Source organism: Paenibacillus sp. FSL H7-0943, assembly GCF_037963265.1.
Lineage (GTDB): Bacteria > Bacillota > Bacilli > Paenibacillales > Paenibacillaceae > Paenibacillus_AQ > Paenibacillus_AQ odorifer.
Window position 1 is genome coordinate 6,231,096 of sequence record NZ_CP150148.1, and the last position, 13,503, is coordinate 6,244,598.

The window sequence follows — 13,503 nt, forward strand, 5'->3', positions numbered from 1 at the left end:
ACTGGTTATTTCTTCTTACCAGCTTTACCTTCTTTGCGGATGATACGCTCGCCTTCATATTTGATACCTTTACCTTTATACGGTTCTGGTTCACGAACGGAACGGATTTTAGCAGCGTATGCGCCAACGCGTTCTTTATCGATACCTTTAACGATGATCTTCGTGTTCGCAGGAACTTCGAACTCGATACCAGCTTCCGGTGTAATTTCAACCGGGTGGGAATAACCAACGTTCAGAACGATTTTATCTCCGGATTTGCTTGCACGATATCCGACCCCAACCAGTTCCAGAGATTTCGAGAAACCTTCAGTCACACCTGCTACCATGTTGTTGACAACGGAGCGGGTTGTGCCGTGAAGTGAACGATGCAATTTGTTATCCGACGGGCGAACAACGGTAATTTCGTTATTTTCAACTGTAACCTTCATGTCTTTATGAAGCTCACGAGTCAAAGAACCTTTTGGACCTTTTACTGTAATAACGGCGTTGTCCAAAGTGACATCTACACCGCTAGGTACTGCGATTGGTTTGCGACCAATACGAGACATGTGTTGCACCTCCTTATCTTGTGACGTTTATTACCAAATGTAGCAGACAACTTCTCCGCCAGATTTTGATTGACGAGCTTCTTTGTCGGTCATAACTCCCTTAGATGTGGAGATAATCGCGATTCCTAGACCACCGAGTACACGAGGCACTTCATTGCTCTTCGTGTATACGCGAAGGCCTGGTTTACTGATTCTTTTCAAACCAGAAATAACACGCTCTTGGTTAGGGCCGTATTTCAAGAAGATACGGATAATCCCTTGTTTGCTATCTTCAACGAATTCCGCATCGCGGATGAAACCTTCACGCTTCAAAATGTCAGCGATTTGTTTCTTCATAGTAGAAGCAGGCATTTCTACCGTCTCGTGACGCACAATGTTAGCGTTACGAATACGAGTAAGCATATCTGCAATAGGATCAGACATAGTCATGTGTGTAAACCTCCTTCCCGTTTATAAACTTCTTACCAACTTGCTTTTTTCACGCCAGGGATCTGGCCTTTATAAGCTAATTCACGGAAACAAATTCTGCAAATTTTGAACTTTTGCAGTACCGAATGTGGACGACCACAACGTTCGCAACGTGTATATGCACGTACTTTAAACTTAGGCGTACGTTGTTGTTTAACTTTCATCGAAGTTTTTGCCACTTAGCCTGACACCTCCTAAACATTTTCGGAGAAAATGGATTAACCGACTTTATTTTGCGAAAGGCATTCCCAGCTGACCCAGCAGCTCGCGGGATTCCTCGTCCGTCTTAGCAGTCGTTACAATAACGATGTCCATACCGCGGACTTTATCCACTTTGTCATATTCGATCTCGGGGAAGATCAATTGTTCTTTAAGACCAAGTGTGTAGTTACCACGGCCGTCAAAGGCTTTAGTGGAAACACCACGGAAGTCACGTACACGTGGAAGTGTTACGTTGAACAATTTGTCCAAGAAGTAATACATACGCTCTCCGCGCAGTGTTACTTTAACCCCAATCGGCATATTTTCGCGTAGTTTGAAACCAGCGATGGATTTTTTAGCTTTAGTGATTACTGGTTTTTGACCAGCGATCAACTGCATGTCATTAACTGCAGCATCAAGTACTTTGGAGTTTTGAACAGCGTCACCCACACCCATGTTGATGACAACTTTCTCGATCTTAGGCACTTGCATAACAGTTGTATAGTTAAACTTCTGCATCAAAGCAGGTGTAATTTCGTTAAGAAAACGTTCTTTCATTCTTGCTGCCATGAAGATTTAACCTCCTTTCTTAAGGGCTAGATTAGTCGATAATCTCTCCGGATCTTTTAGCAATCCGAACTTTTTTACCATTGTCCAAAACTTTGTAACCGATACGGGTTACTTTGCCGGTCTTCGGATCGATGTGCATTACGTTGGACACATGAATCGAAGCTTCCTGCTCAATAATTCCACCCTGTGGATTCAGCTGGTTCGGCTTTTGGTGTTTTTTCACCATATTGACGCCTTCTACCAGAACGCGGTTTTCACGAGGATAAGCAGCGATGACACGGCCTTTTTTGCCTTTGTCTTTACCACTGATCACAAGCACCACGTCATCTTTCTTCACGTGCAGTTTATTGTTATGGGATTCCAGAACTTTTTTCACTCTAGGCATTTATTACACCTCCTATAACTAACCTTCAACTTATTGGTGCCGTGTTTATTAGATAACTTCCGGTGCCAAGGAAACGATCTTCATGTAGTCTTTATCGCGAAGTTCGCGAGCAACTGGTCCAAAGATACGTGTTCCACGAGGGCTTCTGTCGTCTTTAACAACAACAGCTGCATTTTCGTCGAATGCGATGTAAGATCCATCTTTACGACGAACGGAACGTTTCGTACGAACAACTACCGCTCTAACAACATCACCTTTTTTGACAACGCCGCCTGGTGTTGCTTGTTTAACGGAACAAACGATCAAATCACCGATTGCTGCTGTACGGCGTCCAGTACCACCCAGTACGCGGATACACATCAGTTCCTTCGCACCAGAGTTGTCAGCCACATGCAAACGTGTAAATGGTTGAATCATTATAATTTCCTCCTTCCGGAAAAACTCTCTTGATTATCTTAGATGATAACCGCTGCTTCTACCACTTCAACTAGTCTCCAACGTTTGTCCTTAGACAACGGACGAGTTTCCATGAGTTTTACGGTATCGCCAATCTTTGCAACATTTCCCTCATCATGTGCTTTGAATTTCTTCGTAGACTTGATGCGTTTGTGGTACAAATTGTGTTTCTTATAGGTTTCAACAGCAACTACGATGGTTTTATCCATTTTATCACTGACCACTTTACCGATTAGCACTTTACGTGCATTACGTTCTTCACTCATTAGTTAGCCTCCTTCCTGAATACGGATCTGCGATCCGTCTCACTTAACTAATCCCAAGCACTCTTTGATGGATCACGGTTTTAGCACGAGCTATTTCCTTACGCACGTCACGAATCCGAGTTGGGTTGTCCAATTGGCCAGTTGCCAATTGAAAACGGAGATTAAAAAGTTCCTCTTTGAATCCAGCGATCTTTTGTTCAATCTCAGCAGTGGTTAAGTTGCGAAGTTCATTAGCTTTCATTTGCTTCACCACCCAATTCTTCACGTTTCACAAACTTAGTCTTTACAGGCAGCTTGTGAGCGGCAAGACGCATCGCTTCACGAGCGATTTCTTCCGACACGCCTCCGAGTTCGAACATAATCTTGCCCGGTTTAACTACGGCTACCCATTTCTCAACGTTACCTTTACCACTACCCATACGAACCTCGAGAGGCTTTTGAGTAATAGGTTTATCTGGGAAAATCTTGATCCAAACTTGACCGCCACGTTTGATATAACGTGTCATCGCGATACGAGCAGCTTCGATCTGACGGTTAGTGATCCAAGACGGTTCAAGTGCAACCAGGCCGAATTCGCCGAAGTTCAATTCAGTACCGCCTTTTGCCATACCCTTCATGTGTCCGCGTTGTTGCTTGCGGTGTTTTACGCGTTTTGGTACCAACATGATTAGTTGCCTCCTTCCTGAGCAGCTTGTTTCTTAGCTGGGGGAAGAACTTCTCCACGGTAGATCCATACTTTTACGCCGATAAGACCGTAAGTTGTATGTGCTTCAGCCGTTCCGTAATCGATATCGGCACGAAGCGTATGAAGTGGAACTGTTCCTTCGCTATAACCTTCTGAACGAGCAATCTCAGCTCCGCCAAGACGTCCGCCCACTTGAGTTTTAATCCCTTTTGCGCCAGAACGCATAGTTCTTTGAATCGCTTGTTTGAGGGCACGACGGAACGATACACGACGTTCCAATTGTTGAGCAATGCTCTCAGCTACAAGAATTGCATCCAATTCAGGGTGCTTGATTTCATTGATGTTGATGTGTACTTTTTTGCCACCAGCGATTGCTGTAACTGCGCTGCGAAGTACTTCTACTTCTGCTCCGCCTTTACCAATAACCATACCTGGTTTAGCTGTATGAATTGTAACGTTCACGCGGCTAGCCGCTCTTTCGATCTCGATATGGGAAACAGCGGAATCCTTCAATTTGCCTTTAAGGTATTCCCGGATTTTGACGTCTTCCATCAGAAGAGTACCGAAATCTTTTCCTGCATACCATTTAGATTCCCAATCGCGAATAATACCGATTCGGAGTCCGATTGGATTTACCTTTTGACCCACGTGTTATCCCTCCTTATTTCTCAGATACCACCAGTGTAATGTGGCTCGTGCGTTTATTGATCCGACTTGCGCGGCCCATGGCGCGCGGACGGAAACGTTTCATAGTAGGTCCTTGGTTAACGAAAACCTCGCTAACGAACAAACTGTTCACGTCCAAAGAATAGTTATGCTCAGCATTCGCAATTGCCGAATTAAGCAACTTTTCAACGACCGGAGAAGCGGATTTCGGAGTGTGGCGAAGAATAGCAATTGCTTCCCCCACTTGCTTACCGCGAATCAAGTCAACAACCAGTTTCGCTTTACGAGCGGAAATTCGCACCGATCTTGCATGTGCTTTTGCTTCCATTGTTTAACCTCCTTTCAAACAGAGACCTTATTATTATCTTCTTGTTTTCTTATCGTCACCCGCGTGGCCTTTGTAAGTACGTGTTGGCGCGAACTCGCCCAACTTGTGACCTACCATATCTTCTGTTACGTATACAGGCACGTGTTTACGGCCGTCATATACACCAAACGTATGTCCGATAAACTGAGGGAAAATGGTTGAGCGACGGGACCAAGTTTTAACTACAACCTTTTTCTCAGCCTCGTTCAGTTCCTCAACTTTTTTAAGCAGGTAGCCATCGATAAACGGCCCCTTCTTTAAACTGCGACCCATGTGTGAATCCTCCCTTCATCCGGTTCTTCAAACCGCGAATCGACGCTTCGCGCTTTATTAACTTGCCAGAAGCGTCTTATTTAGTGCGGCGGCGAACGATATATTTATCAGATGCCTTGTTTTTCTTACGCGTTTTGTAACCAAGGGTTGGTTTGCCCCATGGAGACATTGGCGATTTACGTCCGATTGGAGCGCGACCTTCACCACCACCGTGTGGGTGATCGTTAGGGTTCATTACTACCCCGCGAACTTCAGGACGACGGCCGAGCCAGCGACTACGTCCAGCTTTACCGATTTTGATCAATTCGTGATCTTCGTTACCTACGGAACCGATAGTTGCACGGCATACGCTAAGGATCTTACGAACCTCACCGGATGACAACCGAACGGAACAGTATTTTTCTTCTTTACCAAGCAATTGAGCTTCTGTACCAGCTGCACGAACCAATTGTCCGCCTTTACCTGGTTTCAACTCAATGTTGTGGATAACTGTACCTACTGGAATGTTCTCCAGTGGAAGACTGTTACCAATTTTGATGTCGGCCGCAGGACCGGACTCTACTTTATCCCCAACTCTTAGACCTTTAGGAGCGATGATATAACGTTTCTCTCCATCAGCATAGTGGATCAAAGCAATATTAGATGTGCGGTTCGGGTCATACTCGATTGTAGCAACGCTACCTGGTATGCCGTCTTTAGTCCGCTTGAAGTCGATAATACGGTATTTACGTTTATGTCCGCCGCCATGGTGACGAACCGTAATTTTACCTTGGTTGTTGCGTCCCGCATGTTTGAACAGCGGAGAAAGCAACGATTTCTCTGGCTGGTTTGTTGTAATTTCTTCAAACGTAGACACGGACATAGCGCGTCTTGCCGGAGAGGTCGGTTTGTACTTTTTGATTGGCACTGTAGTTCCCTCCTTACTTCAACAGAGTATTATTCTACCGCTTCAAAAAATTCAAGCGGTTTGCTGTCCGGGCTAAGCTTAACGATGGCTTTTTTCCACTCTGGAGTGTAACCAGAATATTTACCATAACGTTTCAGTTTGCCAGGTACGCGCATTGTGTTCACATTAGTTACTTTTACTTTGAAAATAGCCTCGACAGCTTTTTTGATTTCGGTTTTGTTAGCACGGATATCCACTTCAAAAGCGTATTTCATTTCGCTCATGTAGTCGGAAGTACGTTCCGTAATCACCGGACGTTTGATAATATCACGAGGATCTTTCATTACGCGAACACCTCCTCTACCTTCAGAACTGCTTCTTTAGTGATGATCAGTTTGTCGTACGTCAGTACGTCAAGAACATTAATGCCGTCAGCCGCTACGAATTTCACCCCAGGGATGTTACGAGCGGAAAGTGCTACGTTATCATCATAGCTAGTAGCTACGATCAACGCTTTACGATCTACTTTCAGGTTGTTCAAGATTGCTGCGAATTCTTTCGTCTTCGGAGCATTCATTGTCAAGCTATCCAATACGATAATGTCATTCTCGAGTACTTTCGAGGACAAAGCGGATTTGATCGCCAAACGACGAACCTTCTTAGGCAGTTTCCAGGAATAGCTACGTGGTGTTGGTCCGAAGACAACGCCGCCGCCTTTCCATTGTGGAGAACGAATGGAGCCTTGACGAGCGCGACCTGTACCTTTTTGTTTCCAAGGTTTACGTCCACCGCCACGAACTTCAGAACGTCCTTTTACTTTGTGCGTACCACGACGTAGGGAAGCTCTTTGCATAAGCGCAGCTTCATGTAGAACGTGCTCATTCGGTTCAATACCGAATACTGTATCGCTCAGTTCCACTTCACCAACTTCGTTGCCACTAATATTAAAAAGTGTTACTTTTGGCATTTCATGTTCCTCCTTTCTTCAATAATTATTTCTTAACGGTTTGTTTAACTTTCACGAAGCTGTTTTTAGGACCTGGGATAGCGCCTTTAACCAGCAATACGTTACGTTCAACATCAACCTTGATAATTTCAAGCTTTTGAACCGTAATAGTCGTGTGACCCATATGTCCTGGAAGGCGTTTGCCCTTAGGAACACGGTTAGCTTGGATAGAACCCATGGAACCCGGTCTTCTGTGGTAACGCGATCCGTGTGCCATTGGTCCGCGACTTTGTCCCCAACGTTTGATGTTACCTTGGAAACCTTTACCTTTAGATGTACCAGTTACGTCAACAAATTCGCCCTCAGCAAAGATATCAGCCTTCAGCTCTTGTCCAACCTCGAGAGACCCGAGATCAACACCGCGAATTTCACGAACGTAGCGCTTAGGTGTTGCATTTGCCTTTTTGGCGTGACCCTGTTCAGGCTTATTGGAGCGTTTTTCTTTTTTATCAGAAAAGCCCAATTGCACTGCTTCATATCCGTCGATATTCAGGTCTTTCTTTTGCAGTACTACACAAGGGCCTGCTTCGATAACAGTAACAGGAATTACGTTACCTTCTGGAGTAAACACTTGAGTCATACCGAGTTTTTTTCCTAAGATACCTTTCAATGTTGACACCTCTTTTCTTTTCCTAAATTACTTAAAATAGAATTACAATTTGATTTCGATATCTACACCGGACGGTAGATCCAAGCGCATCAAGGCATCCACAGTTTGTGGTGTTGGGTTCACAATATCGATCAAACGTTTGTGAGTCCGTTGTTCAAACTGTTCACGGGAATCCTTGTACTTGTGTACCGCACGGAGAATAGTAATGATTTGCTTCTCAGTTGGTAACGGAATCGGCCCGGACACACCTGCACCCGAACGTTTTGCTGTTTCAACAATCTTCTCAGCGGATTGATCAAGAATTCTGTGGTCGTATGCTTTCAAGCGAATACGAATTTTTTGCTTTGCCATTTTAGTCCCTCCTTCTATCGCCCAATTTGGTATCGGACATACTCCGTGAAAATTTTCTGACCTCGTCCCCATGGCAAAGGGGCCGGGTGTGTCAGTAACCTCTCACATCATCGCAACGTCTCAGAACAACATTTATTATTATATATAATAGGCAGCAGTATTGCAAGCGAAAATAGAAAAACAACGCATATTTTTTTCATGCGCTGTTCTTCTACTATATATATGTTAAAGATTCTCTGTGGCAGACTTAAAAAACTCTGCGGAGGAAGCAGTCTGAGCCGTTGCTGTTCCGATCCCCTCAATGGTTTGGATTAAGGTTCTTATTTCTTCTTCCACTATTACAATCTCCTGTGTACTGCTACGCATAGCGTCTACAATATCAGAGAACAAAAGACTAGTCTCGACCGATTGGTGCTTCCCATTCTTAGTTAACTCCTGCACCTTACGAATCTCTTCTACAACCTGCTGAGTGAGTAGACCTGATTTATTTGTTAGCTCTACGATCTGAATTACAGTACTCTTAGTATCCTCTGCAAGCCGGCTAACTTCTTGAGCAACCACACTAAAACCTCTACCATGCTCACCGGCTCTAGCGGCTTCAATCGTTGCATTAAGTGAGAGGATTTTAGTCTGATCGGCAATTTCCCTTACTGAGTTCACAATTTTTTGAATTTGCTTAGAGGAATCGCTTAACTCAATGATCGAGTCTTCCATCTCGCTGGTGGTCTGATATATAAGATTAATTTGCTCAGTCAAATCACCCAAGTGTTCATGCCCATCTGTAGCTAATCCCTGTGACTCCAGGGCGGATGCAGCCGTACGTTGGAATGTTCTACTTACTTCATTGCTGCTTGCCACTAGCTGCTTCACAGCAGCATTAGTATCGATGCTATAATCTATCAATTCAACGCTAAACTCTGAAATTTTTTGTTTTAATTCATTTTTCACCAATAGATATTGCTCTTCCTTCTCTTTTATGTTCTCCTTCTCATATTCTTCTAGAACCAGCTGCTGCTCAAGGTTAAGGAGTTTGGTCACGGTCTGAACCACTCGAAGGCGTGTATTATCATCGTTTGTTTCATTATATATAACGCGTATAAATACGTTCTGAAGATTCTGAAAAGCAGATAAGTACCATTTGGGCTCAAGCCCTACTTTTTTATGAATATTAGCGATCAATAGACGCTTTGCTATGTACTCATCATCAACCTTTCCATTAAAAATCTCTAGAATATGCCCACGAAGAGTAGTTTTTAACCTGTCTATACTGCTATGCTCTAAAATAATAGCTTCAAGTTTATTTACGCCTAATACCGAATTGTAAAATTGATCAATGATATAGTCTATATTTTGCTCAACAACAGGTTTCACCCTGCGTAGTAAGTTCAAATCTGCTTCAGTTAGATCAATCATTCTCATCTGCTCGTTAAGCTCACCATGTCCATCCAGCTTATGAAAAGACTCTGCCACAGAATGATTCTGATCCTTGAAGTCTAAGGAATGAGAGGCAGGAGAATCCACATTATTATTACGTGCAGTTAACGCATGCATGAAGGAAAAAGGACATTTCCCCATATTACCACTCTCCCACAATTCCTATTATTTTACATTATTATTTCTCCTTCATTTTACTCTATCATTAGTATAATTGTAAACAATTGATTGTTGTAATTTGACGAATTATGTAGAAAAAAATCATATTGTTATGCTTTATTATCAATTGGTGTCGAATAATACATTATTCTCAAAAAAAAAAGCCCCTGATTCTCCGCAAGAAGAATCAGGGGTGTTTGTAATTCGGAATCTACCCGCAGATAGAAGTCGAATTATTATTTTTGGATAGAAGCTACGCTACCAGCACCAACTGTACGGCCACCTTCGCGAATGGAGAATTTAGTACCTTCTTCAATAGCGATTGGGGAGATCAGTTGTACGGTTACGGAGATGTTATCACCAGGCATAACCATTTCAGTACCTTCTGGCAAGTTGATGATACCAGTTACGTCAGTTGTACGGAAGTAGAACTGTGGACGGTATCCAGTGAAGAAAGGCTTGTGACGGCCACCTTCTTCTTTTGTCAGAACGTAAATTTGAGCAGTGAACTCAGTGTGTGGTTTAACGGAGTTCGGCTTAGCCAATACTTGACCACGCTCGATCATGTTACGGTCAACACCACGAAGCAATGCTCCGATGTTGTCCCCAGCTTGAGCGGAATCCAGCAATTTACGGAACATTTCTACGCCCGTAACTACGGATTTCTTAGTATCTTCGTGAATACCAACGATTTCGATTTCTTCTCCGACTTTAACTGTTCCGCGTTCTACGCGACCAGTTGCCACAGTACCACGGCCAGTGATGGAGAATACGTCTTCGACAGGCATCAAGAAAGGCTTGTCAGTTTGACGCTCAGGAAGTGGAATGTACTCATCGATTGTTTCAAACATTTCGATGATTTTTTTAGCGTAATCGCCATCTGGGTTTTGCAGAGCTTCACGAGCAGAACCACGGATGATTGGAGTATCGTCGCCTGGGAAGTCATACTCGCTAAGCAAGTCGCGAACTTCCATTTCAACCAATTCCAACAACTCTTCGTCTTCAACCATGTCGCATTTGTTCAAGAAGACAACGATGTAAGGAACGCCTACTTGACGGGACAACAGGATGTGCTCGCGAGTTTGTGGCATTGGGCCATCAGCTGCAGATACAACCAGGATAGCTCCGTCCATTTGCGCTGCGCCAGTGATCATGTTTTTAACATAGTCGGCGTGACCAGGGCAGTCTACGTGAGCGTAGTGACGGTTAGGAGTTTCATATTCAACGTGGGAAGTGGAGATTGTGATACCACGTTCGCGCTCTTCAGGAGCTTTGTCGATTTGATCGAATGCGATAGCTGCGCCACCGTAAGTTTTGGACAATACAGTAGTGATTGCAGCAGTCAGAGTCGTTTTACCATGGTCGACGTGACCAATAGTACCGATGTTAACGTGCGGTTTGTTACGTTCAAACTTTGCCTTTGCCATTTGAACAGTTCCTCCTTAATGTGGGGTTCCTTATATTTGAGCCGCCCGCATACCTGTAATCTTAGATGACTGAGTGTTTATACCCGGGACGGCAAGTTAAAACTGGTAATTATTCAGCGCCTTTGTTCTTTGCAGCGATCTCTTCCGCAATGGATTTAGGAACTTCTTCATAGTGAGAAAGCTCCATTGAGAATACGCCACGTCCTTGTGTACCAGAACGAAGTGTTGTAGAGTATCCGAACATTTCGGAAAGAGGCACCTTAGCACGGATAATTTGCGCTCCACCACGGGAATCCATACCTTCGATACGGCCACGGCGGGAGTTCAGCATACCCATTACATCACCCATATATTCCTCAGGAACAGTTACTTCTACTTTCATGATTGGCTCAAGCAGGACAGGCTTACACTTGTCTTTAGCTGCTTTGAGTGCCATCGAACCGGCAATTTTAAATGCCATTTCGTTGGAATCGACATCATGATAAGAACCATCTACGATGGTAGCTTTAACGTCTACTAGCGGGAAGCCAGCAAGTACGCCGTTTTTCATTTGTTCTTCAATACCCGCAAGTGCAGGAGCGATGTACTCTCTAGGAACCGAGCCACCAACAACTTTACTTTCGAATTTGCTACCAGTACCTGGTTCGAGGGGTTCAAATTCAACCCATACGTGACCGTATTGACCACGACCACCAGATTGGCGTACAAATTTACCTTCGACGCGAGCAGGTGCCTTGAACGTTTCGCGGTAAGCTACCTGTGGTTTACCCACATTAGTTTCTACTTTGAACTCACGACGCATACGGTCGATGATGATGTCCAAGTGAAGTTCACCCATACCAGCCAGGATTGTTTGGCCTGTTTCTTCATCAGTGTGAGCACGAAGAGTTGGATCCTCTTCAGTCAACTTTCCGAGAGCAACGCCCATTTTATCTTGGTCAGCTTTAGTTTTTGGTTCAACAGCGATCTCGATAACTGGATCAGGGAAGTTCATTGATTCCAGAATTACTGGATTCTTCTCATCACACAGTGTATCACCTGTACTGGTATCTTTCAAACCAACAGCAGCTGCGATGTCGCCAGAATACACGATGGAAATTTCTTGACGGCTGTTCGCATGCATTTGAAGGATACGACCAATACGTTCACGCTTGTTCTTAGTTGCATTAACTACGTATGATCCGGACTCAAGTACGCCTGAGTAAACACGGAAGAACGTAAGTTTACCAACATAAGGGTCTGTCATGATTTTAAATGCCAAAGCTGCAAACGGCTCTTCATCCGAAGAGTGACGAACAGCTTCTGTGCCGTCATCAAGATGTCCAGTGATAGCTGGAACGTCAAGAGGAGATGGCAAGTAATCAACAACAGCATCCAGCATAAGCTGAATCCCTTTGTTTCGGTAGGAAGATCCAGCAATTACAGGGAACAATTTAACTTCAACTACGCCTTTGCGAATTGCAGCTTTAATTTCCGGAATTGTAATTTCTTCGCCTTCCAAATACTTCATAGTCAGATCCTCATCAAGTTCAGCAACTTTCTCGATCAACTCGAGACGCAGCTCCTCAACTTTGGCCAAATATTCTTCCGGAATATCCGTTACTTCGATGTTTTGGCCCAGATCATCTCTGAACATGTGTGCTTTTTGCTCAACTAAGTCGATAATACCAGTGAAATCACTTTCTGCACCAATTGGCAATTGAATAGCAACTGCATTGGCTTGAAGGCGATCACGCATAGTTTCGATTACGTTAAGGAAATCCGCACCGATAATGTCCATTTTGTTTACATATGCAATCCGGGGAACGTTATAACGGTCAGCCTGTCTCCATACGGTTTCAGACTGAGGCTCAACGCCCTCTTTTGCACTAAATACACCAACTGCCCCATCCAATACACGCAGGGAACGTTCAACTTCAACAGTGAAGTCAACGTGTCCTGGGGTATCAATGATATTGATGCGGTGACCTTTCCACGCAGCAGTCGTAGCAGCGGACGTAATCGTGATTCCGCGCTCTTGTTCTTGCTCCATCCAGTCCATTGTAGCAGCACCCTCGTGTACTTCACCGATTTTGTGCGTACGGCCTGTATAGAAAAGAATCCGCTCTGTGGTAGTTGTTTTACCAGCATCAATATGCGCCATGATCCCGATGTTACGTGTATTTTTTAAGGAGAACTCTCTAGCCATGAAATGGATCTCCCTTCAAAATATAAGTTATTTGAATGACCTTTATCCTACCAACGGTAGTGAGCGAACGCTTTGTTTGCTTCAGCCATTTTGTGTGTATCTTCACGTTTCTTAACAGAAGCGCCTGTGTTGTTGGAAGCGTCGATGATCTCAGCCGCCAAACGCTCTTCCATAGTCTTCTCACCGCGGTTGCGAGAGTAGTTTACGAGCCAACGTAATCCCAGAGCAGTACGTCTCTCTGGTTTAACCTCGATAGGTACTTGATAGTTAGCACCACCGACACGACGAGCTTTGACTTCCAAAACCGGCATGATATTCTTGATGGCAGCTTCGAAAACTTCCATCGGATCTTTACCCGTACGTTCTTCAATCAATTTGAATGAATTGTACAGAATGCTTTGAGCGACACCTCTTTTACCACCCAGCATAATGCGGTTAATCAAACGAGTAACCAACTTGCTATTATACAACGGATCTGGCAATACGTCTCTCTTTGTAACTGGACCTTTGCGTGGCATGGATATCCCCCTTTCTTAAATGTTTATTATTCAGATATT

The 13,503-nt window shown here is 44.1% G+C and carries 21 protein-coding genes; all 21 read right to left on the reverse strand.

Features of this window, described 5'->3' with window-relative positions:
* Positions 1–5: 5 nt before the first annotated feature.
* The 21 genes from rplF to rpsG all read right to left on the reverse strand — a co-directional run bounded on the left by rplF (position 6) and on the right by rpsG (position 13,464).
* Entirely contained in the window at positions 6–548 is a 543-nt protein-coding gene (gene rplF / locus NSQ55_RS27350; RefSeq protein ID WP_036680562.1) for a 50S ribosomal protein L6, read from the reverse strand.
* Positions 549–578: 30 nt separating this feature from the next.
* Positions 579–977 carry a 30S ribosomal protein S8 gene (rpsH, locus tag NSQ55_RS27355; RefSeq protein WP_036680560.1) on the reverse strand — a complete coding sequence of 133 codons (399 nt, stop codon included), beginning with the start codon at positions 975–977 and terminating at the stop codon, positions 579–581.
* Positions 978–1,009: 32 nt separating this feature from the next.
* Positions 1,010–1,195, reverse strand: a complete 186-nt coding sequence (locus NSQ55_RS27360; protein WP_013312154.1) for a type Z 30S ribosomal protein S14 — start codon at positions 1,193–1,195, stop codon at positions 1,010–1,012.
* Positions 1,196–1,244: 49 nt separating this feature from the next.
* On the reverse strand, positions 1,245–1,787 hold the full coding sequence (gene rplE, locus NSQ55_RS27365) for a 50S ribosomal protein L5 (protein WP_036680558.1): 543 nt from the start codon (positions 1,785–1,787) through the stop codon (positions 1,245–1,247).
* A 31-nt stretch (positions 1,788–1,818) separates the two neighbouring features.
* Positions 1,819–2,172, reverse strand: a complete 354-nt coding sequence (gene rplX / locus NSQ55_RS27370; protein WP_076099615.1) for a 50S ribosomal protein L24 — start codon at positions 2,170–2,172, stop codon at positions 1,819–1,821.
* Between the two features lie 48 nt (positions 2,173–2,220).
* Positions 2,221–2,589 carry a 50S ribosomal protein L14 gene (gene rplN / locus NSQ55_RS27375; protein ID WP_036680556.1) on the reverse strand — a complete coding sequence of 123 codons (369 nt, stop codon included), beginning with the start codon at positions 2,587–2,589 and terminating at the stop codon, positions 2,221–2,223.
* Positions 2,590–2,627: 38 nt separating this feature from the next.
* Positions 2,628–2,894 carry a 30S ribosomal protein S17 gene (rpsQ, locus tag NSQ55_RS27380; protein WP_036680554.1) on the reverse strand — a complete coding sequence of 89 codons (267 nt, stop codon included), beginning with the start codon at positions 2,892–2,894 and terminating at the stop codon, positions 2,628–2,630.
* Positions 2,895–2,937: 43 nt separating this feature from the next.
* Entirely contained in the window at positions 2,938–3,135 is a 198-nt protein-coding gene (rpmC, locus tag NSQ55_RS27385; RefSeq protein WP_019908232.1) for a 50S ribosomal protein L29, read from the reverse strand.
* A complete protein-coding gene (gene rplP, locus NSQ55_RS27390; RefSeq protein ID WP_036680552.1) occupies positions 3,125–3,559 on the reverse strand; it encodes a 50S ribosomal protein L16 in 435 nt (144 codons plus the stop codon). Before rplP ends, rpmC begins: the two co-directional genes overlap by 11 nt.
* A gap of 2 nt (positions 3,560–3,561) precedes the next feature.
* On the reverse strand, positions 3,562–4,227 hold the full coding sequence (gene rpsC / locus NSQ55_RS27395) for a 30S ribosomal protein S3 (protein ID WP_038573452.1): 666 nt from the start codon (positions 4,225–4,227) through the stop codon (positions 3,562–3,564).
* A 13-nt stretch (positions 4,228–4,240) separates the two neighbouring features.
* Positions 4,241–4,573: a 50S ribosomal protein L22 gene (gene rplV, locus NSQ55_RS27400; RefSeq protein WP_036680546.1), complete on the reverse strand. Its 333-nt coding sequence runs from the start codon at positions 4,571–4,573 to the stop codon at positions 4,241–4,243.
* A gap of 33 nt (positions 4,574–4,606) precedes the next feature.
* Positions 4,607–4,885: a 30S ribosomal protein S19 gene (gene rpsS, locus NSQ55_RS27405; RefSeq protein WP_036652940.1), complete on the reverse strand. Its 279-nt coding sequence runs from the start codon at positions 4,883–4,885 to the stop codon at positions 4,607–4,609.
* A gap of 76 nt (positions 4,886–4,961) precedes the next feature.
* On the reverse strand, positions 4,962–5,792 hold the full coding sequence (gene rplB, locus NSQ55_RS27410) for a 50S ribosomal protein L2 (protein ID WP_036680541.1): 831 nt from the start codon (positions 5,790–5,792) through the stop codon (positions 4,962–4,964).
* Between the two features lie 29 nt (positions 5,793–5,821).
* Positions 5,822–6,115 carry a 50S ribosomal protein L23 gene (rplW, locus tag NSQ55_RS27415; protein WP_036680537.1) on the reverse strand — a complete coding sequence of 98 codons (294 nt, stop codon included), beginning with the start codon at positions 6,113–6,115 and terminating at the stop codon, positions 5,822–5,824.
* Positions 6,115–6,738 (reverse strand): 50S ribosomal protein L4, encoded by a 624-nt coding sequence (gene rplD / locus NSQ55_RS27420; RefSeq protein WP_036680536.1) that lies wholly within the window; start codon positions 6,736–6,738, stop codon positions 6,115–6,117. The genes rplW and rplD overlap by 1 nt, the downstream gene beginning before the upstream one ends.
* Positions 6,739–6,763: 25 nt before the next feature.
* Positions 6,764–7,387 carry a 50S ribosomal protein L3 gene (rplC, locus tag NSQ55_RS27425; RefSeq protein WP_036680532.1) on the reverse strand — a complete coding sequence of 208 codons (624 nt, stop codon included), beginning with the start codon at positions 7,385–7,387 and terminating at the stop codon, positions 6,764–6,766.
* A 42-nt stretch (positions 7,388–7,429) separates the two neighbouring features.
* The gene (gene rpsJ / locus NSQ55_RS27430; protein WP_017692074.1) at positions 7,430–7,738 is read right to left on the reverse strand and encodes a 30S ribosomal protein S10; all 309 of its coding nucleotides are present in this window, start codon (positions 7,736–7,738) and stop codon (positions 7,430–7,432) included.
* A gap of 225 nt (positions 7,739–7,963) precedes the next feature.
* Positions 7,964–9,313, reverse strand: coding sequence for a globin-coupled sensor protein (locus NSQ55_RS27435; RefSeq protein WP_076280122.1), 1,350 nt, complete (start codon positions 9,311–9,313; stop codon positions 7,964–7,966).
* Positions 9,314–9,567: 254 nt separating this feature from the next.
* Entirely contained in the window at positions 9,568–10,758 is a 1,191-nt protein-coding gene (tuf, locus tag NSQ55_RS27440; protein WP_036680523.1) for an elongation factor Tu, read from the reverse strand.
* A 109-nt stretch (positions 10,759–10,867) separates the two neighbouring features.
* Entirely contained in the window at positions 10,868–12,946 is a 2,079-nt protein-coding gene (gene fusA, locus NSQ55_RS27445) for an elongation factor G (protein WP_036680521.1), read from the reverse strand.
* Positions 12,947–12,993: 47 nt separating this feature from the next.
* Positions 12,994–13,464, reverse strand: coding sequence for a 30S ribosomal protein S7 (gene rpsG, locus NSQ55_RS27450; protein WP_036680520.1), 471 nt, complete (start codon positions 13,462–13,464; stop codon positions 12,994–12,996).
* Positions 13,465–13,503 lie beyond the last annotated feature (39 nt).